This is a genomic window from Prevotella sp. Sow4_E9_plate (assembly GCF_052116205.1).
Taxonomy (GTDB): Bacteria; Bacteroidota; Bacteroidia; order Bacteroidales; family Bacteroidaceae; genus Prevotella.
In genome coordinates this window covers 21802-43113 of sequence record NZ_JBQKLN010000015.1, presented here as the reverse complement: position 1 = coordinate 43113, position 21312 = coordinate 21802, and the positions used below count along the sequence as shown (strand labels likewise).

At 43.9% G+C, this 21312-nt stretch carries 30 protein-coding genes; 23 read left to right on the top strand and 7 right to left on the bottom strand.

What is annotated here, in order from left to right:
- The first annotated feature begins 3 nt into the window (after positions 1 to 3).
- The 8 genes from ACTQ53_RS07830 (at position 4) to ACTQ53_RS07795 (ending at position 5384) form a co-directional block, all read left to right on the top strand.
- Complete coding sequence (locus ACTQ53_RS07830) at positions 4 to 303, top strand: winged helix-turn-helix domain-containing protein (protein ID WP_294968300.1); 300 nt, start codon at positions 4 to 6, stop codon at positions 301 to 303.
- A 127-nt stretch (positions 304 to 430) separates the two neighbouring features.
- A complete protein-coding gene (locus ACTQ53_RS07825) occupies positions 431 to 796 on the top strand; it encodes a hypothetical protein (protein WP_441932663.1) in 366 nt (121 codons plus the stop codon).
- A 105-nt stretch (positions 797 to 901) separates the two neighbouring features.
- A complete protein-coding gene (locus ACTQ53_RS07820) occupies positions 902 to 2389 on the top strand; it encodes a xylulokinase (RefSeq protein ID WP_217760677.1) in 1488 nt (495 codons plus the stop codon).
- Positions 2390 to 2574: 185 nt separating this feature from the next.
- Positions 2575 to 3645, top strand: coding sequence for a mannose-1-phosphate guanylyltransferase (locus tag ACTQ53_RS07815; RefSeq protein ID WP_295346717.1), 1071 nt, complete (start codon positions 2575 to 2577; stop codon positions 3643 to 3645).
- Between the two features lie 297 nt (positions 3646 to 3942).
- Positions 3943 to 4230, top strand: coding sequence for a hypothetical protein (locus tag ACTQ53_RS07810; RefSeq protein ID WP_295346718.1), 288 nt, complete (start codon positions 3943 to 3945; stop codon positions 4228 to 4230).
- The gene (locus ACTQ53_RS07805; protein ID WP_294968350.1) at positions 4218 to 4541 is read left to right on the top strand and encodes a type II toxin-antitoxin system RelE/ParE family toxin; all 324 of its coding nucleotides are present in this window, start codon (positions 4218 to 4220) and stop codon (positions 4539 to 4541) included. The genes ACTQ53_RS07810 and ACTQ53_RS07805 overlap by 13 nt, the downstream gene beginning before the upstream one ends.
- Positions 4542 to 4569: 28 nt before the next feature.
- Positions 4570 to 4851, top strand: a complete 282-nt coding sequence (locus tag ACTQ53_RS07800; protein WP_441932662.1) for a hypothetical protein — start codon at positions 4570 to 4572, stop codon at positions 4849 to 4851.
- A complete protein-coding gene (locus ACTQ53_RS07795) occupies positions 4842 to 5384 on the top strand; it encodes a type II toxin-antitoxin system RelE/ParE family toxin (protein WP_441932661.1) in 543 nt (180 codons plus the stop codon). Before ACTQ53_RS07800 ends, ACTQ53_RS07795 begins: the two co-directional genes overlap by 10 nt.
- On the opposite strand, the gene ACTQ53_RS07790 is transcribed toward ACTQ53_RS07795, so the two are convergent.
- Together ACTQ53_RS07790 and ACTQ53_RS07785 are read right to left on the bottom strand one after the other, a co-directional pair.
- Entirely contained in the window at positions 5273 to 6865 is a 1593-nt protein-coding gene (locus ACTQ53_RS07790) for an AAA family ATPase (RefSeq protein WP_441932660.1), read from the bottom strand. The two genes, ACTQ53_RS07795 and ACTQ53_RS07790, sit on opposite strands and share 112 nt — an antisense overlap.
- Before the next feature lie 136 nt (positions 6866 to 7001).
- On the bottom strand, positions 7002 to 8195 hold the full coding sequence (locus ACTQ53_RS07785; protein ID WP_441932659.1) for an acyltransferase family protein: 1194 nt from the start codon (positions 8193 to 8195) through the stop codon (positions 7002 to 7004).
- A 232-nt stretch (positions 8196 to 8427) separates the two neighbouring features.
- Here ACTQ53_RS07785 and ACTQ53_RS07780 point away from each other — a divergent pair, with 232 nt between their 5' ends.
- The 9 genes from ACTQ53_RS07780 (at position 8428) to ACTQ53_RS07740 (ending at position 14684) form a co-directional block, all read left to right on the top strand.
- The gene (locus tag ACTQ53_RS07780) at positions 8428 to 8613 is read left to right on the top strand and encodes a hypothetical protein (RefSeq protein WP_441932658.1); all 186 of its coding nucleotides are present in this window, start codon (positions 8428 to 8430) and stop codon (positions 8611 to 8613) included.
- Between the two features lie 75 nt (positions 8614 to 8688).
- Positions 8689 to 8910: a hypothetical protein gene (locus ACTQ53_RS07775; protein ID WP_441932657.1), complete on the top strand. Its 222-nt coding sequence runs from the start codon at positions 8689 to 8691 to the stop codon at positions 8908 to 8910.
- 204 nt (positions 8911 to 9114) lie between these two features.
- Positions 9115 to 10071, top strand: coding sequence for a tyrosine-type recombinase/integrase (locus tag ACTQ53_RS07770; protein ID WP_441932656.1), 957 nt, complete (start codon positions 9115 to 9117; stop codon positions 10069 to 10071).
- Positions 10072 to 10561: 490 nt separating this feature from the next.
- The gene (locus ACTQ53_RS07765; RefSeq protein ID WP_441932655.1) at positions 10562 to 11107 is read left to right on the top strand and encodes a UpxY family transcription antiterminator; all 546 of its coding nucleotides are present in this window, start codon (positions 10562 to 10564) and stop codon (positions 11105 to 11107) included.
- Between the two features lie 11 nt (positions 11108 to 11118).
- Entirely contained in the window at positions 11119 to 11370 is a 252-nt protein-coding gene (locus tag ACTQ53_RS07760) for a hypothetical protein (protein ID WP_295346478.1), read from the top strand.
- A gap of 349 nt (positions 11371 to 11719) precedes the next feature.
- Positions 11720 to 11872, top strand: coding sequence for an ABC transporter ATP-binding protein (locus ACTQ53_RS07755; protein WP_441932654.1), 153 nt, complete (start codon positions 11720 to 11722; stop codon positions 11870 to 11872).
- Positions 11873 to 12069: 197 nt separating this feature from the next.
- Complete coding sequence (locus ACTQ53_RS07750) at positions 12070 to 13257, top strand: hypothetical protein (RefSeq protein ID WP_441932653.1); 1188 nt, start codon at positions 12070 to 12072, stop codon at positions 13255 to 13257.
- 187 nt (positions 13258 to 13444) lie between these two features.
- Positions 13445 to 13861 (top strand): hypothetical protein, encoded by a 417-nt coding sequence (locus ACTQ53_RS07745; RefSeq protein ID WP_287621995.1) that lies wholly within the window; start codon positions 13445 to 13447, stop codon positions 13859 to 13861.
- A gap of 370 nt (positions 13862 to 14231) precedes the next feature.
- On the top strand, positions 14232 to 14684 hold the full coding sequence (locus tag ACTQ53_RS07740; RefSeq protein WP_441932652.1) for a hypothetical protein: 453 nt from the start codon (positions 14232 to 14234) through the stop codon (positions 14682 to 14684).
- 260 nt (positions 14685 to 14944) lie between these two features.
- On the opposite strand, the gene ACTQ53_RS07735 is transcribed toward ACTQ53_RS07740, so the two are convergent.
- Positions 14945 to 15379, bottom strand: a complete 435-nt coding sequence (locus ACTQ53_RS07735; protein WP_441932651.1) for an N-acetylmuramoyl-L-alanine amidase — start codon at positions 15377 to 15379, stop codon at positions 14945 to 14947.
- 80 nt (positions 15380 to 15459) lie between these two features.
- On the bottom strand, positions 15460 to 15558 hold the full coding sequence (locus tag ACTQ53_RS07730; RefSeq protein ID WP_441932650.1) for a smalltalk protein: 99 nt from the start codon (positions 15556 to 15558) through the stop codon (positions 15460 to 15462).
- A gap of 109 nt (positions 15559 to 15667) precedes the next feature.
- Between ACTQ53_RS07730 and ACTQ53_RS07725 the strand changes: the two genes are divergently transcribed.
- Positions 15668 to 15880: a hypothetical protein gene (locus ACTQ53_RS07725; protein ID WP_441932649.1), complete on the top strand. Its 213-nt coding sequence runs from the start codon at positions 15668 to 15670 to the stop codon at positions 15878 to 15880.
- On the opposite strand, the gene ACTQ53_RS07720 is transcribed toward ACTQ53_RS07725, so the two are convergent.
- The 3 genes from ACTQ53_RS07720 to ACTQ53_RS07710 form a co-directional block, all read right to left on the bottom strand.
- On the bottom strand, positions 15863 to 16378 hold the full coding sequence (locus ACTQ53_RS07720; protein ID WP_441932648.1) for an HU family DNA-binding protein: 516 nt from the start codon (positions 16376 to 16378) through the stop codon (positions 15863 to 15865). The genes ACTQ53_RS07725 and ACTQ53_RS07720 overlap by 18 nt on opposite strands.
- 156 nt (positions 16379 to 16534) lie before the next feature.
- Positions 16535 to 16744, bottom strand: coding sequence for a DUF4248 domain-containing protein (locus ACTQ53_RS07715; protein WP_441932647.1), 210 nt, complete (start codon positions 16742 to 16744; stop codon positions 16535 to 16537).
- Positions 16745 to 16815: 71 nt separating this feature from the next.
- Positions 16816 to 17046 carry a hypothetical protein gene (locus ACTQ53_RS07710; protein ID WP_441932646.1) on the bottom strand — a complete coding sequence of 77 codons (231 nt, stop codon included), beginning with the start codon at positions 17044 to 17046 and terminating at the stop codon, positions 16816 to 16818.
- 443 nt (positions 17047 to 17489) lie between these two features.
- Here ACTQ53_RS07710 and ACTQ53_RS07705 point away from each other — a divergent pair, with 443 nt between their 5' ends.
- The 5 genes from ACTQ53_RS07705 (at position 17490) to ACTQ53_RS07685 (ending at position 21306) form a co-directional block, all read left to right on the top strand.
- The gene (locus ACTQ53_RS07705) at positions 17490 to 17621 is read left to right on the top strand and encodes a hypothetical protein (protein ID WP_256626130.1); all 132 of its coding nucleotides are present in this window, start codon (positions 17490 to 17492) and stop codon (positions 17619 to 17621) included.
- 81 nt (positions 17622 to 17702) lie between these two features.
- A complete protein-coding gene (locus ACTQ53_RS07700) occupies positions 17703 to 17837 on the top strand; it encodes a hypothetical protein (RefSeq protein ID WP_441932645.1) in 135 nt (44 codons plus the stop codon).
- Positions 17838 to 18371: 534 nt separating this feature from the next.
- Positions 18372 to 19280: a glucose-1-phosphate thymidylyltransferase RfbA gene (rfbA, locus tag ACTQ53_RS07695; RefSeq protein ID WP_441932644.1), complete on the top strand. Its 909-nt coding sequence runs from the start codon at positions 18372 to 18374 to the stop codon at positions 19278 to 19280.
- A gap of 5 nt (positions 19281 to 19285) precedes the next feature.
- Entirely contained in the window at positions 19286 to 19870 is a 585-nt protein-coding gene (rfbC, locus tag ACTQ53_RS07690; RefSeq protein WP_441932643.1) for a dTDP-4-dehydrorhamnose 3,5-epimerase, read from the top strand.
- Complete coding sequence (locus tag ACTQ53_RS07685; RefSeq protein ID WP_441932642.1) at positions 19870 to 21306, top strand: flippase; 1437 nt, start codon at positions 19870 to 19872, stop codon at positions 21304 to 21306. Before rfbC ends, ACTQ53_RS07685 begins: the two co-directional genes overlap by 1 nt.
- Positions 21307 to 21312: the final 6 nt, after the last annotated feature.

The window sequence follows — 21312 nt, the reverse complement described above, 5'->3', positions numbered from 1 at the left end:
ATCATGGTAGAAAAGAAATCAACAACAAAGACAGCTGCCACAAAGAAGACAGCTACAAAGAAGGCTCCAGTTGCAAAGAAGACAACTGTTGCAAAGAAGGACGTTCTTTACTTGAACGCAGAAAACGCTGGCTTCCGTGCTGGTGATGTTTATCAGGCTCTTGCTGCTGCAGAGAAGCCTCAGACAGTTGCAGAGATTGCTAAGGCTGCTGGTATCAGCACAGAGGAAACTATCCTCGGTCTCGGTTGGCTCTTCAAAGAGGGTAAGATTAAGGACGAGGACAACAAGGTTGCTCTCGCTTAAATAAGAAATCTCAAGGAGCCGCGGTTTTCTTTTCAGGAGAATGCCGCGGCTCTTTCTGTCTCTAGTCTTTCTTTTTCTTTGTTCTTTATCTTTGTTTTGACTTAAAAACTTTATTATTACAGTAACCATGTCTATAGATCAGGAGATATTCAGAGTGTTGATGGCTGCGGGCAGCAATGGTCTCAAACTTGAGAAGATTGCCCGTCATGTTTATAATTCATGTAATTCAATCTTTACACCATTGAATTATAAGGATGTGCATGCCTATGTCACACAGTATCTCACCCGTTGCGCCAAAGACCCAGGTTCGCTTATTGAGAAAGGCAAGGGGTATGGTGTTTATCATATCAATTTCAAGTCGGTTCAGGTTCAGCAGCTAATGCTCGACTTCTCTTCTTCTGCCACGGCTGGCATCAATAACGAGGAGGATAATTCCGGTTTCGACAGCGGAAATGACTACGTTAGCAACGATCTCTTTGGAGATAATCTGTAAATAGCAAGAAAAAATATATTTCATTTCGGGGGGAATTCCATGTTGGTTCGTATTATATAAAGAAAGAACAATTTAATTATAATAAACATATAAAATGAACTAATTATGGCTAGAAGATATTTATTAGGCTTTGATGTAGGTTCCAGTTCGGTAAAGGCATCTCTTACCGATGTAGACAACGGTGAAATTGTAGCGTCTGCGTTTTATCCAGACCATGAGGCGCCTATCATGGCGGTGAAGGCTGGATGGGCTGAGCAGGATCCACAGATGTGGTGGGATAATGCCAAGCTGGCGCTGAAGAAAATCATGACTGAATGCGGTGCCAAGGGTGAGGATATCCTCGCTATCGGTATCTCTTATCAGATGCACGGATTGGTTTGCGTTGACAAGAACCAGCAGGTGTTGCGCCCATCTATCATCTGGTGCGACTCCCGTGCCGTACCTTATGGCGAGAAGGCTTTCCGTGAACTGGGAGAAGACCTCTGCTTGCGCAATCTGCTCAACTCTCCAGGCAACTTTACTGCCTCTAAGCTGGCATGGGTGAAGGAGAACGAGCCAGAGCTCTTCGACAAGATTGATAAAATCATGCTCCCAGGCGATTATCTCGCCATGAAGCTTTCCGGTGAGGTGAAGACTACCATCAGCGGTCTTTCTGAGGGTATGATGTGGGACTTTACAGCCAAGAAGCCTGCCAAGTTCCTGTTCGATTACTTCGGATTTGATGAGAGTATGATTGCCGACATTGCTCCTACATTCTCTGTACAGAGCGTAGTCTGCAAGGCTGCTGCTGATGAACTCGGACTCAAGGAGGGTACTCCTATCTCTTACCGTGCCGGCGACCAGCCTAACAATGCTGTCAGCCTCAACGTATTCAACCCTGGTGAAATCGCAAGTACAGCGGGTACATCTGGCGTGGTCTACGGTGTGCTCGGTGATGTGAACTACGATCCTAAGAGTCGCGTGAATACCTTCGCACATGTCAACTATACCACAGAGCTCGACCGTCTCGGCGTATTGCTCTGCATCAATGGTACCGGCATCCTGAATGCCTGGGTTCATCGCAATGTTACTCCAGACGTCAGCTATGCTGATATGAATGACCTGGCTGCCGGTGTGCCAATCGGTAGCGACGGCGTGAAGATTATCCCATTCGGAAATGGTGCTGAGCGTGTATTGGAGAACAGAGAGGTGGGCTGCTCCATCCGTGGCTTGAGCTTCACCAAGCACAACCGTGCCCACATCGTACGTGCAGCTCAGGAGGGTATCGTATTCAGCTTCTGCTATGGTATGGAAATTATGCAGCAGATGGGTATGGACATCAAGAAAATCCACGCCGGTAAGGCTAACATGTTCCTCAGCCCATTGTTCAGAGATACATTGGCTGGCGTAAGTGGAGCCACCATCGAACTCTATGAGACAGATGGTAGTGCCGGTGCTGCCAAGGGTGCTGGTATCGGTGCCGGTATCTACAAGGACCATGATGAGGCATTTGCAACCCTGAAGAAGTTGGCTGTTATCGAACCGGATGAGGCTAACCGCCAGGCTTATCTCGAAGCTTATGCCAACTGGAAGGCAGAATTGGCAAAGCTCTAAACGGGCTTTTGCTGAAAATCATGATCATGTAAATCAGTCTTTAGGGATTGAAATCAGTCTTTTTTGATATAAATCAGTCAGAAAATGACAAATAATAAAGGATGGAAGTTTTTTCCATCCTTTTTTTTCGTTTATACAGATAATTTTTAGTACCTTTGCCCATTATTAAAATATATTTTTAAATTATGGCTCATAAAAATAATCATTTAGTAATAATGGCAGGTGGAGTAGGCAGTAGATTCTGGCCTATGAGTACCATTGAAAAGCCAAAGCAATTTATCGATGTTCTAGGAACGGGACGTACGCTGTTGCAACTCACCTTCGACCGTTTTGAAGGTATTTGTGACCCGGAAAACGTGTGGGTTGTCACCAACAAGAAATATGCAGCATTGGTTCATGAGCAGTTGCCTGAGATACCGGAGAGTAACATCCTTCAGGAACCTTGCCGCAGAAATACGGCTCCTTGCATCGCTTATATCAGTTGGCGCATCAAGGAGAAGGATGCACATGCCAATATCGTGGTAACACCATCCGACCATATTGTTACTAATGGTAATGAGTTCAGAAGAGTGATAGCTTCTGCCATGAAATTTACCAGCGAGACCGACAGTATCGTGACGCTCGGTATGAAGCCCAACCGTCCGGAGACAGGCTACGGTTATATTCAGGCAGATTTGACTACTCCTTCGGCAAGAAACAAGGAAATATTCCGTGTAGACCAGTTTAGAGAGAAGCCTGATCTGGCAACGGCAACAGAATATATCAAGGACAAGAGTTTCTTCTGGAATGCGGGCATCTTCGTGATGAGTGCTGCCACCATCGTGAATGCTTTCCGCGTTTATCAGCCTGCCATCGCCAAGATTTTCGAGAGCATGAGAAGCATCTATGGCACCGACAAGGAGCAGGAAGAGATAGATCTCCGTTATCCTGAATGTGAGAGTATCTCGGTAGACTATGCCATCATGGAGAAGGCAGAGGAGATTTTCGTGATGCCAGCCGATTTCGGTTGGAGTGATTTGGGCACATGGGGCAGTCTGCTGGCTCAGAGCCGCAAGGACCTCAACGGCAATGCCCTGATTGGCAAAAACATCGAGATGATAGAATCAAAGAACAACATCATCCATACGATGAACGAGAAGAAGGTGGTTATCCAGGGACTCGACGGCTATATCGTAGCTGAGGAAGACGGAACGCTTCTCATCTGCAAGCTCTCTGAGGAACAGCGCATCAAGATTTTCTCAGGAAGCGAAAAATAGAATCAGAATATTACTTTACGATTAATGATAAAAAAAAGAAGGCAATCAAAAGTGATTAAGTTCACTTGAGATTGCCTTCTTGCTTTGTGGACCACCTCTTGCTTCTCTTTTACCATCTTGTTATCTCCTTCCATCTGTACATTGATTTCAGCGTTCTATGCCATTTTCTTTCAGATTTTCTTGCGATTTCCAATCTTTCTTCGTACCTTTGCCACTTGAAGGGTGAGGATTCTGATTTATAGAGGGTTCGGAATCATCCGGAAGTTAAAAACGTGGAACTTTAAAAGCGAAAGAAATATGGAGGAAAAGAAATATCATATCGAGGAATCGAAGATTGCAGGGGATAAGGTCTGTGAGCCATCGCCAGCCTATGCATCTGTTGCATCAGAGTCTGTATCTCATCACGTGATTGATTCTGGGATAGAGCAGAAAGATGAAATTCCTGTTCTTAAAAATCATTTTAGCTATGAGGGTCTTTTGGATAGTATAGATTATTGTGAAACCATTAAGGATGATCCTTCTAAATGGGAATCTGTTGATGCCTTTAATGAACGTTTATATGAGGAATTCCCTTGGCTGAGATAGTTGTCCACAAGCTGTATGAAGAAAAGGAACGCCAGTATATTATCGATGCTTATGAGAATTTTGGCAAGAAAACAGCTCGAAGATGGAAAGAAGAACTGATGAAAATTCAGAACTTCCTGAAAAAATATCCTGAAGGTAAACCCCCTTTTCTTGGTGCTCCAAAGTTTAGTTATTTGCTTCGGGGTGCTAATTTTATGCGTAATTTCAAGTTGGTTTATTATTATGATGAATCCTTGGATGTGGTGCATATTGTTGACATTTGGGATATGAGACAGAATCCAAAAAGGTTCTCAGTCTCAAAATATAAATGATTATGTAGAACTTAAAAAAGAATGAATTATGGAGGAAAAGAAATATCATATCGAGGAATCGAAGATTGCAGGGGATAAGGTATGTGAGCCATCGCCTGCTTATCGTTCTATGGCATCATCAGCTTCATCTGTATCATCCGTATCATGGGATGAGGCTTACGACACTGATTCCTATCCTATGGGGCGCTCGCTGGAGCAGGTGATGGAGCATTGCGCTGAAATAGACAAGCATTTAGATGACCCGAACTATGGTCATCCAGTGGATGATTTGATTGCAAGATTAGAACAGAAGATTGCGCAATGGAGATAAAGGCAGATGATTTGTTTGATAGCGAATTTGACAAATGTGTAGATTACGCTTTGTTGGAATTCGGCAGAAAAACAGCCAAAAAGTGGATTGATAGCTTGATTGGTATTAAATATCAGCTGAGGTTGATGCCTGAGAGTTATCCGTTTGTACCTGAATTGCAGAAATGGAGAAAGTTTCGTGGTGCCATCATCATGAAGAACTTCAAGATTATCTATTTCTACAATGAAGAGAAAGATATCCTCTGGCTGGTGGATCTCTGGGATATGCGCCAAGATCCTCGTAAGCTGAACATGCGGGTCAGGAAGGATAGAAAGAAAGGAGTATCATTAGTCTTTATGATAAACAAAAGAACCCGCCAGGTGTCCCAACGGATTTTGAATCCGGTAGGACATCTGGCGGGATGTTTGTTTGGAGTTGTATTTTACAAAGACTCATCCACTTCTTTCCAATCTATCAATCCCTTGCCTGTTTCATCGAGTTCCACTGCCAGGGTGATGACCTTGCGCTTGTCGGCCTTGAATGGTTCTGTGTAGCTCTTTTCCTTTATCTGGCTCTCGGCAGCAGAAATGCCGCCATTGTTAGATAGCTTCAGTTTCAGGACGTAGATAATGGACGGAACCTCCACAATCATGTCTATTCTGCCAGTGGCCAGCATTCTCTCTACTTCCACCCTAAATCCCAAGGCTCTGAATATCGTGCTCATTATCAGTCGGTAACGCTCCTCCATATCCATGCTAGCCATCTTCTTGTTGCTGTATGGAACATCGGCGATTAGAGCCTTCAATGCCTTCTTGGCTTCAGCGGTATTGCCGTCTTGCATCATTTTTCTGAGAAAGCTCTGCGCAGAAACCACTTCCGAATTCGACTTCATGGTCAGGGCAGGAACCACTACCCGGTATAATGCCTTGCGAACTTCAAAGTTAGGGAAGCCCAGGATGTAAACGCCATCATCGTAACCCTTGATGGTGAGATACCCCGACTGGTAGAGGAAGAGCTCGGCTCCGCCATTCACCACGTCCGATGTCTCCAGGGTATCGCCCTCGATGAAGCAGTGGTCAAAATATTCCATCTTCATTTCCATGTCATCCACGAACTTTGGCAATAGGGAAGTGGCGCCAGATGAAGCCCAGTAATTTCTCAATTTCCTATCCTCCAGGGCATTGATGAGGCTGAACGGATTGAATATATCTACCATGTTATCGCTGCAGAAATGATATCCGTCGTAAAACGCTGTGAGCTGCTTCAGCGTCTCCTCAGGAATCCATCCGTTTTCTTCTCCCATTGCCTCAATCTCAGGTATGAAGTTGTCGGCAGCTTCCTGTTTCGAAATGCCGCAGATGGTGGCGTAAGGTGCATCAAAACTGATGTTGCTCAGATTGTTAAGCACAGAGAAGAGAGAAATCTGCGTAAACTTGGTAATGCCCGTGATGAAGACGAAACGCTCGTGCTCGTCCTTTTTTTTCAAGACGGCAAACACAGATTTATAGATGGCTGTGCAGGCATCATGCTCTGGAGTCTTCCAGGAATGCTGCAATGGAGAATCATACTCATCGATGAGGATAACCGCCTGTTTCCCGGTTTTCTGAAACATTGTTTCGATGATGTTTTGGAAGCGGACGGCAAGGGAAGCCTCCGGGCGCACGGCTACCTCATACTTCTGTTCGAGTTTATAGAAAGCATCATCGAGATAGGAGTTGAGTTCTTCGGGGGTAGCTCCTCCGCAACTCATGTCGAGTCGAATGACAGGATAGCAGGTCCAGTCTTTCTCCAGCTCCATCACCTTCAATCCTTCGAAGAGTTCCTTTTTCCCCTCGAAGTAAGCCTGGAGTGTATCCACGAGAATCGACTTACCGAAGCGGCGTGGGCGGCTCAGGTAATGATAAGTCTTGTTGCTATGAGCAAGTTTCCATATCATATCCGTTTTGTCAACATAGAGGTATCCTTCTTTTCTTATTTTCTCAAAAGACTGGATACCTACCGGCAATCTTCTATCGTTCATTTCTGTATCTGTCATAATCTGATCTCCTATGTTTTCAGGATAGCTTTTTGTGAGCCATCCACCTTTCTGCAATTTCTTTCTGCAAAGATACGACGAATATTTTGATTTCGCAAGAAAAAATGGGGGATAATATAAAAAAGGTGGCGATTCTTTATTTCTTCGCCAGCCATCTGCGCACTGGCAGGTCGTAGAACTTCAGACAGAGCCAGGCTGCTGCTATCGAAACCGCACAGGTGATGAGTGCCTCGGGCCAGGTTTCACCAAGCGTGAAGAGCTGCTTCTCGATGAGCCACGAATAGAAGTAATACATGCACGGATAGTGTACGATATAGAGCGGGAAGGAGATGTCGCCAAGGAACGTGCAGATGCGGGTACTGAAACGGTCGGTTGTTGTTCCGCTCGCTCCCAGCCATACTATCGCCGGGAAAATCAGAATGATGCACACTGCTTCGAAAACACCATTCAGCATGATGCCATTCTCCATGATGCCATCAACGCTGCCCACACTACTGCCGCCAACCATGCTCTCTATATAAGGTACGTGGAAGAGCAGGAGAAGAATGATGGAACTGATCCAGAACGCACCCTTTACCTTGAACTGGATGCGATGAAAAACACGGGACAGCAGCATTCCTATCGTAAACGGGCAGAGCATGCGCAGAAGTCCACCCCAGAAGTTGAGACCATCGAGCGTCCAGCCCACACCAAACATGCCATATCCGCATACATCCGTAGCCGTGAACCAAAGCAGCAGGATGGATAGGATTCCGGCGAGAATAGCCAGAGCCCTGGTGGAGAGCCTCCGGATGAAAAGGGCATAGAGGATGTTGCCGATGTACTCGAAGAAGAGCGACCAGGCGGGGCCGTTGAGCGGAAACATTTCGCCATTGCCTCTTACCTCGTATCCGCCACCTGGCAGGGCGGGAATCATCAGCATGGCGCAGAGCAGGGCTATCATCATCGCAGGTATCGGAGCCGGTGTGCCGTTCCAGGTTACGGCTCCCTGAAGGATGAACATTACGAATCCTATCAAGGCACCCATCACTACCATCGGATGCAGGCGGATGAGGCGGCGCTTGAAGAATTTTCCCAGTGTCAATGTCTTTCCCCAACGGTCATCATAGGCGTAGCCGATGACGAAACCGGAAAGAATGAAGAAGAAGTCAACCGCCAGATAGCCGTGGTTGATCTCCTGGATGATGGCTGAGCCGGATGCAAACTGGTAGCCTTCGAACACATGATACCACACCACGAGCAATGCTGCCACGCCTCGCAATCCGTCGAGCAGTGCATAATGGGGTTTGGTATCTGCAAAATGAGTTGCTGATTGTTGTAAGTTAGCCATAAATTATGATTGTTAATATTATTATGATGATGATTTATTTGATTTCTTATTTTCTATATTTGAATCCACTTTTTCAAGTGGATTCATAAATTCTTTCTGCAAAGATACGACGAATATTTTGATTTCGCAAGAAAAATAGGGGGATTTTCAATTTTATCGTAGTTTTACTTGCTAGTACCATTCTTTCTTCGTATCTTTGCCGTGTCAGTTATTCTTTAAAACCCTGAGCAATATGATGGTACGTCAAAGAATGACATTATGTTTATTGTTCCTGCTCGGCTTCTTGTGGCATACGCCTATGCAAGCCCAGCAAGCTTTGCAATATCCGCAAGTTTTGCAACCTATGCAATCTCCGCAATCCCTGCAGCCTCCTGCTGAGCGATCAGGTGAAAAGGGAATCAGAGACATTCCTTTCTAAAGAAGAAAGAGAGAAATATATCGTTCATATTCCTCTTTCCAAGAAAAGGAAGGTTTCGTTGCCAACAAATGAAACATGGCAAGACTGGAAACACGGCAGGCTACAGAAACCATCGCATACAGAAGCCTACCACATAGGAAGCATCCGGATTCCCATATTCTCATCGGTGATGATTTGTGGGGAGGAGCCTTGCGGGCATCCTATGATTTCGTCCTGGGTCCGGTAAGCATTCAGGCCAATTATTCCAACCTGGGCAAGAATGTAGGATTCTACATCAATGCAGGATTCGTATTCTGATTTCTTCTTTGGTCGCCTGAAGGAAGTAGGTTATTGGCAGGAAGAACTAGCAGAGAAGTTCAGAAAAGATTTTGGTGAGAGTTTGTAAGACAAAAAGCAGAATATCAGCTGATTAATATATTATATAGGGGCATCTTTGTTTCTTGAATAGAGACAGAGGTGCCCCTATCATATATTAATAAACTTCATAAATACACAATCGTTATGGCAAGAAACAAGAAAACATCAGAGTCGTTATTCCAGTTCATGAACCTCCTCATCGCCCTGTTGCTGAAGAACGGGCAATACCGCACCTCGCTGCATTACAAGGCAACCCTCAACAGCTTTAAGCGATACCGGGATAACAAGGATATTGCCCTAAAAGAGATAGATGCAGAAGTGATGCGCTCGTATGAGGCATATCTGCATCATACGGTGGAGGTATGCAGAAACACCAGCTCCTTCTATCTCCGCATCCTCCGTGCCACCTATAACAAAGCTGTGGCAAAGGGACTGACGCCACAGCAGCATCCCTTTACGGATGTCTATACCGGTATTGCCCAAACCCGCAAGAGAGCCATACCTACAGAGGAAGTCAGCCAGATCAAGAGTCTGCAATCTGTCAAGGATCTCACTCCCAAGGAAGAGATGGCAAGAGATACATTCCTGATGAGTTTCTATCTGCGTGGTATCTCTTTCATCGACCTGGCACATCTCCGCAAATCCGACCTCAAGGACGGTTATCTTTATTACACCCGAAGCAAGACAAGACAGCGCCTCACCATCCGATGGGAGAAGGAGATGCAGGAGTTGATGGAAAAGTACCAGGCGCAGACCGCCTCCTCATCTTATCTCTTTCCTTTCCTTGTTGATGATGGAAACAAAAGACAGGATAAAACTATTGACAAAATGCAGGAAGAGGCGCGCCTGTATCACAATGCGGAAGCCCGTATCTCCTACCACCTCAGGAAGCTAGGAACTAAGATAGGCATCAAGGGCAAACTTACCCTCTATATCGCCCGCCATTCCTGGGCAACGGCGGCAAGAGACAATGATGTCTCTATCTCCGTTATCAGCGAGGCATTGGGACATCATTCCGAAACCACCACACAAATCTATCTCCGCTCCATCAAAAGCTCAGAAGTGGATGATGCCAACGCCAAGATACTGGCAGCCCTATGAGCCACAAAAAAGAATAAAAAGAGGGTTTTCGAAAAATGAACCAAAATGAACCAATTTTTCTGAATCTTTACATAAGAGATACAGAAATGCCGAAAACTTTCGTTCAATCAACGACTTAGGAATTTATGTATTAAAAGAATAGTAAAAAAATGTTGATTTTTATAGAACAATATTAATTTTTTAACACGCATAATTTGCTTGTTTCCAACATTTTTCGTATTTTTGCAAGGTGATTCTGTATCTCTTATGTAGAGATTCAGAAGAACGGGAGTGATTGAGGGAAGGATTTTGAGGACAAAGGAATCGGACAGCTAATCATTCCAAGGGTTGCAGACTATCATGCTCTTGGATCAGGAGTACGTCTGTGATTAGAGGTTTCCGTTATTGGGAATAGACTAACCAACCCTTTCTTGCCAAGTGTTTTGAAACATGATTTCACGACACGGGGGAATGAGAAGTACACCCTGATCAAAATAGAAAAAAATAAACAATGATACAACCAGACAACGAGAAGAGTTGGTATGCATTCAAGATATTTTTTGGGAAAGGAAAGCCTATCAAGGCATATTTCGTTACCAATGAGATAGAACATATTTATGATGTGAAACAAGAATATTGGGACAAGAATAAGAAAAAGAAATTGGTGAAGGAAGTTCCCATTATGCCATCTCTCATTCTTTTCCGTACCACGAGAATAGAAGCAGAAGAGATGGAGCGTATGTTTCTCAATAAAGTGATGCTCTATCGTGGCAAAAATTCAGAGAACTTGAAAGAACCTTCTAAAATTTCAGAACGCGAAGTGAAAATCTTCAATATTGTGGCAACTTCTGGTGTTGAAGGACTGGATTTTTATGATGAGTATAATCCGAAGTTTACCAAAGGAGACAAGTTCAGAGTTATTGAAGGTCCTTTGAAAGGAGCGGAAGGCTATGTCGTCCGTATCAAAAAAGATCATAAACTTTATGTGAGTATCAAGGGGTTGTGTGCTGTTACGACAGGATATATTCCTAAAGCATTCTTGCAAAAAATCGAATAGAGTATATGGAAATGTTAGATCTTAAGCAAGTGGTACTGACGAGGAAAAGTACCTCGCCAGCCCCTCAATATTTCTTGGAAATTACAGCCACGGATCAAGTTCATGGTTTCCCGGAAGTCTATCGCTATACGGATTTGTACCATCCTGACCTTTCCTTCATGAGCCTTTGGCTTGAGAATCAGGTGCAGACCTTAGAGCAGGAGAACGCCAAGCGTGTCATCTTGACTTTTGGTGATGAGATTACCTTAAAGGTTGAGAAGTGAAGCACAAGTCCTAGCCTGTCCTACCAAGTTTATAGCAAGTTATCCCCAGGCGGTCCCATCCCGTACAATCTGGCGAGGGTTTTGATGCCCCGCCAACCATAAAGCGTAGCGGTTCCGAGCACCGGAGGGCGGTTACATCCTCTCGTTCCTGAGGTTTCTGTCCACCGGGAACGGGGGAACCGAAGGGGGTGTAAAGACCATTGAAGAGAGGCTTGGTGAGAATAGTGGAGCCTTCCTTAAGGGTAAGGAAGGTTTCTGTCCCCTACAAGGGGAACCGAAGGGGTCGTAAAGACTATTGAAGGTAGGTTTTCGAAAAAAACAATACAATAATTAATAAGAAGCTTACGTTATGAACATAGAAGAAAAAAGAGCAGATTTTATACGTCCCTTCAAGACTTCTAGGGAACGAAAGGCAGAATACATAGCACAAATGGAAAAGCGAATGCGTGATGACCATCGCCGCAGAACCGGTAAGGAAGCAGAATCATTTTGTGTGTTGTAATGTTTATCTATAAGTCAAGCATAGGTTAATAAAATTATATTCCTCATTCGAGTGGCGACAAGTGCAGAGCGATACTGCAATGAGGAACAAAATAATAAAAAATGGCTACCCGTTACTATATTACATTTCATTCTTCGACGTACGATACAACGAAGAGATATTCTTCTTGTTTACAGATGCTTTCTAAAGACAATCTTGTGGCTATTGGACAAGATATAGCCTTGAAGATTCCAATGTCTTGGTCGAAAGAGAAGATGGCAGATTATATATCATCCTATGTCGTATCACATCCCGAAGAAATGGTATCGATATTAGATGATGAGGAGATTGTCCTTGCTCACGATATCATATCAAGTGGCAAGGAAAATGTTCTTTGGAAACGTCACTTGCTCAAATATCACCATTTGAAATGTATGGTTTGGGTAGTGGTCAATAATGCAAACAAAGGCAAGGATGGATTTGTGATGCTGGATGAGATAAGTGAGTCATTTGCTCCCTATGTCGAACAGCGATATGCTGCGGCTAAAGTGAAAGTGGAGGCTGCTAAAACAAAACCTGCTCAATCACGTTTCTATCTCAGAAACCTGAAATCAAAACTGGATGGTCTGGATATAGACCAGCTCAAGTATCTTCATCTCCTTTTTGAGATGAATTACATGGAGGATTGCCATTTCTGGTTCCGTAATGAATGGTTTGTGGATGGCTACTACGAATGCTATAACGATTGGTATCGCAATGACTGCAAGACCACCCCTTATGATTTGAATCAGATGGTTTTTGATATCCTGGAAGAGTGGAAGGAGCGAGGCTATAAGGAATATCGACCAGCGATGGAAAGCATCAAGAAATGGTGTAGTTGCAAATGGAATAAGTTTGAGTCTGAACATCAAGCTGAAGTTTCTGCCGCTTTTGATGCAGCAATAGTTCGTGAAGAAGAGCGGGAAGTTTCCCGAAGTCTGTTCCCATTCATTCATAATGTACATGAGTATATCCGCAACAAGCAATATCAGGAAGCCATTTCTTTAATCTTCTGTTTGTTCGACCATTTAGGTAAGGCATGTAGAAAACATGAAAGGTGGTTTGATTCATATTGGTGTGGTGGAGTTCAGACAAGTGTCGTTCTATTCTTAGATGTGCTACGTCATCTGTACTGTCATTTGCGCCAGCATCCAGATATTTCTTGGCAGACGAAGGAGGCAATGGATTTCCATCTGTTGCTGACCAATAAGCATCATCGTCTTTTTGGTGACCTGGAGTTAGCCTGGGGTGATTCTCGTATGGAAGATATGCTTAACGACGATAGTCCCTATTGCGACTATAGCAATGTGGAAGATGAACTATATGGGTATCTGGAGAGAATGATAGGGCAAAGTCTGCCCCAATAGAGTATTGAACTCTTAAAGACAGGTGGGGCAAATCGTTACCATGTTGAAAGAACAGATAAGGTGAAGGAGTGTGCTTAGCAATCCTTAACCCAACAAACGATACAAAATAACTTTTTTCAAAAAACTGATAGGTGTAACTACTTGTAATATAGTGGTGACGCTGTAATGGTGATATACTTTTAAAGCAATGAAATATATGAAAGATTTCTTTTATAGATGTTTTTGTAGCAAGTATACTCCGGGATGTTTATTGGTGCTTTCTCTTACAGTTTCATTTATCTGCTATTGGATGGAGAGAAATCTCTCGTTAAGTATAACTCAGTTTGTTATTGGACTTGTTTTAGGGTTACAGTCTGCATTAGAGTCAAAGAGAATGCATAGTAAAGTGGAAAAGTTAACCAAACGGATTGACGAGACAGGAGTAAAGTTAGTTGATAATCCGGAATATGTATATAGTTTGGTAGATTCTGTAGAACATGTTCTGTTTAGCATAGATTATGAAGGATGTGTAGATTGGCAAAAAGGAATTCCTAAGCCAATAAAGTTAGAATTGGATTCTATCAAAAGAGATATTGCTAATATCAAAAAGAATATGGGTAGTTAGAACAGTTGATGCGCCAGCTGACAAATACTCGCAATTCTATTGCGTAAGCTATCATCGTCAGCCCTTTAGGGCACAGGCTTCGCTGACGATACCAGAACTCTGGCGGAGGCTATAGCGTAGCCAGCTACATCCTCTCGTTCCTGAGGAAAGAGAGGCTTAGTGAGAAAGGTGGAGCCTTCCTTAAGGGTAAGGAAGGACGGGTAGGTTTTCGAAGAATCACCTTCTTTAATGGTAAAGAAGGACGGGATGATTTTAGAACTTCTTATTTTTAAGAACAAAAGTTAAACCAATGAATATAATCAAAACAGAAATAGATGGCGTTCTCATAAGAGCACGCCTCATCCTTTCTGTCCTATAATAATTTAATAATATGAGAATAGAAGATTTAAGAATTGGTAATTATGTAGATGTGGTACTTAAAGAAAATAATACCCCAATACGATGCGAGGTTATACGTATTGATCATGAGGCTATATCTTCAGATTTCAAAGATATAGATGATAACTCAATATTCACTGTTGACACTAAGGAAAAATGGGCTTTAGTTAAAGAAGTTGCTACGACAGAAATCGAACTGAAGAATTTAGAATTTACATATGATCCAGAATTGTACTTAGATATGTTTTCTATAAAAGGCGCATGGTTTAAATTTAAAGCTATTGTTGGAGAGCATGATGGTATCTATAAATTGTTCATTGAAAGTCGTGATGCTTTGCATGAATATATAGATATTCCTGTCCCAAGCATCCACCTTTTACAAAACGCTGTAGCAGATAATTATGGATATAGATTGATTCGCCGTTCTTCTAAGCAAATGCTCTAATAATAAGGCGGTCCCATCCCGCAAAACATGGCGAGGGCTTTGATGCCCTGCCAACCTTATAGCGTAGCGGTTCTGAGCACCGGAGGGCGGTTACATCCTCTCGTTCCTGAGGTTTCTGTCCACCGGGAACGGGGGAACCGAAGGGGGTGTAAAGACCATTGAAGAGAGGCTTGGTGAGAAAGGTGGAGCTCCCTTTGGCTAAAGGGAGACGGAGGGATTCGAAAAAAACTCCCCATCTGTTTTCAGATGAGGAGCATTTTCTAGAGATGGAAGTCGATTTCCTTCAGCCATTCCTTGACATCGAAGCAAGGACAGCTCTTGCGAACCCAGGGGAGGTCGTGATGACCTAGTATCTCGGCACCAGGATAGTCGAGGGCGAGACTGTAGAGGAGGTCTTCCAGAGATTCCTTCTGGGCTGGAGTGCGAGTATCGGCAGGCTTGCCTTTCTCGTCAAGACCACCCTCGTAGCAGATTCCGATGCTGTGGGCGTTGTAGTGGCGGGCGTGAGCCCCCACCTCGGTTTCTGGACGGCAGGGATAGACCACGCCATCCTTCGTAATGTAGTAGTGGTAGCCGATGCTCTTGAAGCCTCTTGCCTTGTGGCAGGCTTCCAATGCTTCTACCGGGAAGTCCTGGTTAACACGTGTGGCACTGCAATGTACCACGATCAGATTGATTTTTCTTTGATTCTTCATAGGATTCTTTGGATTTTAAAGGATAAATGTTTAATTTTGCACACGGATCTCACAGATCTCACGGATTTTCCGTGTGCGACTTAGAGGCTGGCGCAGCTCTGCACACAGAAGGCGCTGAGGACGGCAGTGAGGACAGTGATGACGAAGTTGATTACTTTCTTGATAGTTTCCTTTTTCATGTTAATTAGTAATTAATGATTAGTGATTACTTTTCTCACAGATCTCACAGATCTCACGGATTTTGACTCCTATGGAATCTTTCCTGTGAGGCTTGGTGAGTACCGTTGCTTGCAACGAAAAAAAATCCGTGAGATCCGTGAGATCCGTGTGGGAGACCAAGAAGGAAGCGGGCAGGACGAGCAAGCATCCGTTCAGGGCGATGATTTGACAATGTTGAATTTCATTCCTGATGTGCCCTCGGATTACTCCGGACTGCATCCTGCCGATGCGCTTTCTCTTGTTTCAGATGCCAGGAGGCTAGGACTATATGCCTACATCTGAGCCTCCAGTGGTTCCGCTACCGCCCTGGTCGGTGTTGTCGCCACCAGGGGTATCCTTCCCGGTATCCGGGTTGGTATCCGTGGTGGTGCCATCCCCTAACAGGGCAGAGGCCTTCTTCAGCGTTCCGTCGAGGCTGAGATTCAGGCAACTGAAATCGCCCGTGCCACGCGCTCTAATCTTCAAGCCCTCGATGTTCTTGGCAATGGTGAACTCCTTCTCGGTAGCGGCTCCCGCCTTGTTCTTGATACCAATGGAGAGGATGGCGAGGTCGGCAATCTTCACTGCGATGCCCTGGAGCACCAACTCTCGGATGCACGCTACCATGTCGGTAATCATACCCTTAATCGCTCCTCGCGAAAATGGGGTGTTGTGACTTGCCATGTGATCTACGAGCTGGTCGATGTCGTAGGTCTGAGTGATGACCGGATAGGCGAAGAACTTGCCATAGGCATTCGGCATCTTCTCATTGATGTTCTTTTTTAACACGTACTGAATCATAAAGTGGTTAATTTAGTGATAGTATCCTTCTACCCCCGATGGGGCAGGAGCATCATCCTCTTTGAATGACAATGCAAAGATACGAAATCTGAAAACGCCACTTCATACTTTCTCATACTTGCTCACACTTTCTCATACTTTCTCATACTTGGAAGCCTATGGTTCGCCGAGAAAATAGATAATATAGGAAGTTTGCATAGGTGTGAATTCCTTGCAGTTCTTGTCGTATCCGCTTTCATGAAGCTTCTTCAGAAGGTCGGGATTGCGACAAATCCAACGCATCAGATGAGCACTTGCCACCATGGGTGACGAATCGGGGAAATAGAGCAGAGCCAGTTCCTGCTTCGTATAGCTTCTTATATCCATATAGCTTTTGATGTTTAAGTATTATACTTACGGGTTGAAAGTAACATACTTACGGGTCGAAAGTAAGATACTTAGTCCCCGAAAGTATCCGTAGGATCGACGGCAGCGTCGCTGTTCAGCTCGATAGGTTCCTTCTCTATGACCATATCTTCCTTCTTCACATGGTCGAAGTCGAGCTGGAACATGTAGGTAGGTTTTAGGAAGTCGGCGAGTGGATGGCTCTCCGAAGATTTGATACAAGGGAAGTACGATGGCATCGTAGCTGTCCCATTCATGCTGTTGTTGTTTTGTTCTTTTTTCATTTTGTTTAAAAATTGCAGTTGTTTATATTATTTTGTTGTTTGCAACGTACTCTACGAAAGAGTGTGGGTGAACACTTGGCGATGAAGTCGGTGAAGGGTGAACCCCGATGCCAACCTTTAGCGTTAATAATGTGTTAAAAACACTATATAACCCATTATAATATAGACTCTTATATTTCTAGCATGCGCTGTATATACAAAGTTCTTTTTACTAGGGTTCACCCCTGAGTCGAAAAGGTGAATGCTTGGGGCAAGTGTTCACCCCGCTGTTCACCATTCGGTAACTTAAGATTGCTTCAGCTCTCGTTCTTGAAAGCTGCTGCGAATTTAAGAAAAAAGGTTGAGACCGCCAAGAATCCTGTACCTACATATATAGGTACAAAAATGCGGTGAATTTACGATAGCTTAACGAAAAATAGTAGAATTTTTAAATATATTAAGAAATGAAACGATTTACAAAAACACAAAAGGCACTGGGCGCTTTGACGGATACCATCCTCGGCGACAGTACTAATGTGGTACGCACCTTAAAGGTTGCTGGCCACATGAATGAGGATTCAGTCAAGCATGTCTAAGAGGGTTATGCCAGTCATACCCAGTCCTACTGCCTGCTTCGTTCTTCGCTGAAGAAGTGTCACAGCACCAGAGACAAGGTGATGCTGATAATGGACTATCTGGACAACATAGAAGAGGAGTATCACAAAGTCTATCCCGACGATCCCTGCCCGATGGAAGGCGGCTACAAGGCAAGCTTCCAAAGATTCGAGATAGAATCCTTGAGAGCAGAGTGAGCCCTTCAATGATACCATACGAAACACACAATAGATACTTAAGATTATTTTTTATAACTCGATAAGTCCCGAGGCTGTTCTGGCAGTGGAAGCTGCTGGAACAACTGGGTAGTGTGTTTATGTTATTAAATTTATAACAATGATACAACCAAAGATTTCAGTAGTGACGTTATGCTATAATGCCGTCTTTGCAATTGGGATGTAGCCTTTCCGTCATTGTTTATGCCCCAGGCGGTCCCATCCCGCAAAACATGGCGAGGGCTTTGATGCCCCGCCAACCTTATAGCGTAGCGGTTCTGAGCACCAGAGGGCGGTTACATCCCCGCTTCCTGAGGAAGAGGGGCTTGGGGAGAAAGTGGAGCTCTCCTTGCAGGAGAGACGGAGAGGTAGAAAAAAGCCTTTTTTAATGGGAAAAAGCGATGCCAATGAGTGCAATGAAAGCTCGCTTTCAAATTGCCGAGTGCAGCTCGCTTTATCAACAAAGAAGGACGGGATGATTTTAGAAACTTGTTTTGATCAATAAATAATAATTATATGAAAGGAATAGTATTAGCAGGTGGTAGCGGTACACGTTTGTACCCTATCACAAAAGGAATCAGCAAGCAGCTGATTCCTATCTTCGACAAACCGATGATATATTACCCAATATCAGTATTGATGTTGGCAGGTATCCGTGAAATACTCATTATTTCAACACCATTTGATTTGCCAGGCTTCAAGCGCCTCTTAGGCGATGGAAGCCAGTTAGGAGTGAAGTTCGAATATGCAGAGCAGCCATCACCAGATGGCTTAGCCCAAGCCTTCATTATCGGTGAGAAATTCATTGGTAATGATTCTGCTTGCCTCGTATTAGGCGATAATATCTTTTATGGTGCAGGATTAAATCAGATGCTGCATCAGGCAGTAGTAGATGCTGAGCAGAACAATAAGGCAACAGTCTTCGGTTATCGTGTCAGCGATCCTGAGCGATATGGAGTCGCTGAGTTTGATGAGCAAGGCAATTGCCTGAGCATCGAAGAGAAGCCTGAAAATCCTAAGAGCAACTATGCAGTGGTAGGCTTATACTTCTATCCTAACAAGGTGGTAGAAGTAGCCAAGCATATCAAGCCATCCGCTCGTGGTGAGTTGGAAATTACAACCGTAAACCAGGAGTTCCTGAAGGATAAGCAGCTGAAGGTTCAGACCATGGCAAGAGGATTTGCCTGGCTCGATACCGGAACCCATGATTCCCTTTCAGAGGCATCCACCTTTATTGAGGTCCTGGAGAAGCGCCAGGGCTTGAAGGTAGCTTGCTTGGAAGGTATCGCATACCGCCAGGGATGGATTACCGCAGAACAGTTGAGAGAGAATGCTCAGCCAATGTTAAAGAATGACTATGGCAAGTATCTCCTTTCAATACTTGAAGAGAAAGATCAAACATTGAAAAAGAATTTGGAATATTAGAAACGATGAATATAGTAAAAACAGAAATAGAAGGCGTTCTCATTATAGAGCCACGCCTCTTCCGTGATGCTCGTGGCTACTTTTTCGAGAGCTTCAGCGAGCGAGAGTTTGAAGAAAAGGTAACTCCTATCTTGGGTCATAGCGTACACTTCTGCCAAGACAATGAGTCTATGAGCAGCTATGGTGTGATGCGAGGCTTACACTTCCAGCGTCCTCCTTATACCCAGAGCAAACTGGTACGTTGCGTAAAAGGTAGAGTGCTTGATGTAGCAGTAGATATTCGCAAAGGATCACCAACCTATGGCAAGCATGTGGCTGTAGAACTGACAGAAGACAATCATGTTCAGTTTTTCATTCCTAAGGGCTTTGCCCATGGTTTCGCCGTTCTCTCAGAAACAGCCGTCTTCCAATACAAGTGTGATAACTTCTATCATCCAGAGGCCGATGGAGGCATCAGTATCCTCGATGATACCCTCGGTATTGATTGGAAGATTCCTACAGAGCATGCTAATCTCTCAGAGAAGGATACGAAGCATGCGATGCTGAAAGACTTTGATTCACCATTCGATATCAATGTAGATTTATACTAATGGCACAATCAGTAAAAGTTAATTATATACTCAACCTTATCAATACGGGAACTCAGATGCTGTTCCCATTGATAACCTTTCCTTATGTTTGCCGAGTGATAGAGGCAGATGGTATCGGACAAATCAATTTCTTCCAGTCCATCATCAGCTATATCTCCTTGTTCACTTGCTTGGGCATACCGATGTATGCCATCCGAGAGATAGCAAGAGATAGAAGTGATGTGGTACAGATGAATCGGACGGCGATGGAGATTCTGTTGCTGCATTCGATGCTGACATTGGTGGGATACGCTATCGTCGCTATCCTATGTTTGACAGTTCCGCAGATTCAAGTCAACATACCATTGTTCTTGATTTTGAGCCTTACCATCTTCTTTACGGCTATCGGCTGTGAATGGTTTTATCAGGGAATAGAGGATTTTAAATATATCACCATACGAGGACTTATCATCAAGACGGTTTCAGTCGTTCTCTTATTCATCTTTGTGAATAGTAAGACAGATTTGCTCTACTATGGTTGTTATACCGTCTTTGGTGTCTTAGGTGGTAATATCTTCAACTTCTTCCGTCTTCGTAAGTACATCCATCGTGAGAACATCATCTTCTCAGAACTTCATATTAAGCGACATGTCAAGCCAGTCTTGAAGGTATTCTCGTTCTCTGTGGTAACCAGTATTTATCTCCAACTGAATACGGTATTATTGGGATTCTTGAAGAATGCTTTGGCGGTAGGATATTTTGCAGCAGCCACTAAGGTGATGCAAATGTTGCTGACGATGTCTGCCTGTCTTGGTTCTGTTATGATGCCACGAGCATCCCACCTCATCGCGGAGAACAAGGAAGATGAATTCAATCGTTTGATTCAAAAGTCATACGACTTTACTTTGGCAATAGCACTTCCGATGACGATAGGTCTCATATTCTGTGCGCCAAGTCTTATCACAGCTTTATGTGGAGTTAAGTTCGAACATTCTATATTGCCATCACAGATTATTGCACCGATTATATTAATGGTCGCAATCTCTAATGTCTTTGGCATTCAGGTGTTGTTTCCTAAAGGGAAAATCAATATCGTAACTTTGTGTTGCGGTATAGGAGCGGTTGCTGATTTGATTCTCAACCTGTGTTTGATTCCGTTCTTCTCTTATATCGGAACATCCATCGCTTATTTGGGTGCTGAGGTAGCCACGACTGTGTCAATGTATTTCATTGGTCGCAAGTATATACCTATCATATATTTTAAGAAATCACATCTCACTTATGCGTTAGGTTGCATTGTGATGGCTTTAGCCTTATATGGCATAAGCCTCTTGCAACTGCCTACGCTCACCATCTTGCTTCTGCAAGGTTGCTGTGGAGTCTTAGCCTACTTCATTATCCTATGTATCTGCAAGGACGAAATGCTAGTTCAAATATTGTTAAAAATAAAACGATAATTATTA

Coding starts and splice junctions, on each gene's coding strand:
- ACTQ53_RS07800 (WP_441932662.1), top strand. CDS start 4,570: ATGGAGGAAAAGAAATATCATATCGAGGAATCGAAGATTGCAGGGGAT.
- ACTQ53_RS07770 (WP_441932656.1), top strand. CDS start 9,115: ATGGCAAGAAACAAGAAAACATCAGAGTCGTTATTCCAGTTCATGAAC.
- ACTQ53_RS07745 (WP_287621995.1), top strand. CDS start 13,445: ATGAAATATATGAAAGATTTCTTTTATAGATGTTTTTGTAGCAAGTAT.
- ACTQ53_RS07830 (WP_294968300.1), top strand. CDS start 4: ATGGTAGAAAAGAAATCAACAACAAAGACAGCTGCCACAAAGAAGACA.
- ACTQ53_RS07760 (WP_295346478.1), top strand. CDS start 11,119: ATGTTAGATCTTAAGCAAGTGGTACTGACGAGGAAAAGTACCTCGCCA.
- ACTQ53_RS07720 (WP_441932648.1), bottom strand. CDS start 16,378: ATGATTCAGTACGTGTTAAAAAAGAACATCAATGAGAAGATGCCGAAT.
- ACTQ53_RS07730 (WP_441932650.1), bottom strand. CDS start 15,558: ATGAAAAAGGAAACTATCAAGAAAGTAATCAACTTCGTCATCACTGTC.
- ACTQ53_RS07700 (WP_441932645.1), top strand. CDS start 17,703: ATGCTGATAATGGACTATCTGGACAACATAGAAGAGGAGTATCACAAA.
- ACTQ53_RS07765 (WP_441932655.1), top strand. CDS start 10,562: ATGATACAACCAGACAACGAGAAGAGTTGGTATGCATTCAAGATATTT.
- ACTQ53_RS07825 (WP_441932663.1), top strand. CDS start 431: ATGTCTATAGATCAGGAGATATTCAGAGTGTTGATGGCTGCGGGCAGC.
- ACTQ53_RS07795 (WP_441932661.1), top strand. CDS start 4,842: ATGGAGATAAAGGCAGATGATTTGTTTGATAGCGAATTTGACAAATGT.
- rfbC (WP_441932643.1), top strand. CDS start 19,286: ATGAATATAGTAAAAACAGAAATAGAAGGCGTTCTCATTATAGAGCCA.
- rfbA (WP_441932644.1), top strand. CDS start 18,372: ATGAAAGGAATAGTATTAGCAGGTGGTAGCGGTACACGTTTGTACCCT.
- ACTQ53_RS07715 (WP_441932647.1), bottom strand. CDS start 16,744: ATGGATATAAGAAGCTATACGAAGCAGGAACTGGCTCTGCTCTATTTC.
- ACTQ53_RS07705 (WP_256626130.1), top strand. CDS start 17,490: ATGAAACGATTTACAAAAACACAAAAGGCACTGGGCGCTTTGACGGAT.
- ACTQ53_RS07780 (WP_441932658.1), top strand. CDS start 8,428: ATGATGGTACGTCAAAGAATGACATTATGTTTATTGTTCCTGCTCGGC.
- ACTQ53_RS07790 (WP_441932660.1), bottom strand. CDS start 6,865: ATGACAGATACAGAAATGAACGATAGAAGATTGCCGGTAGGTATCCAG.
- ACTQ53_RS07685 (WP_441932642.1), top strand. CDS start 19,870: ATGGCACAATCAGTAAAAGTTAATTATATACTCAACCTTATCAATACG.
- ACTQ53_RS07710 (WP_441932646.1), bottom strand. CDS start 17,046: ATGAAAAAAGAACAAAACAACAACAGCATGAATGGGACAGCTACGATG.
- ACTQ53_RS07820 (WP_217760677.1), top strand. CDS start 902: ATGGCTAGAAGATATTTATTAGGCTTTGATGTAGGTTCCAGTTCGGTA.
- ACTQ53_RS07810 (WP_295346718.1), top strand. CDS start 3,943: ATGGAGGAAAAGAAATATCATATCGAGGAATCGAAGATTGCAGGGGAT.
- ACTQ53_RS07775 (WP_441932657.1), top strand. CDS start 8,689: ATGGCAAGACTGGAAACACGGCAGGCTACAGAAACCATCGCATACAGA.
- ACTQ53_RS07740 (WP_441932652.1), top strand. CDS start 14,232: ATGAGAATAGAAGATTTAAGAATTGGTAATTATGTAGATGTGGTACTT.
- ACTQ53_RS07815 (WP_295346717.1), top strand. CDS start 2,575: ATGGCTCATAAAAATAATCATTTAGTAATAATGGCAGGTGGAGTAGGC.
- ACTQ53_RS07785 (WP_441932659.1), bottom strand. CDS start 8,195: ATGGCTAACTTACAACAATCAGCAACTCATTTTGCAGATACCAAACCC.
- ACTQ53_RS07735 (WP_441932651.1), bottom strand. CDS start 15,379: ATGAAGAATCAAAGAAAAATCAATCTGATCGTGGTACATTGCAGTGCC.
- ACTQ53_RS07755 (WP_441932654.1), top strand. CDS start 11,720: ATGAACATAGAAGAAAAAAGAGCAGATTTTATACGTCCCTTCAAGACT.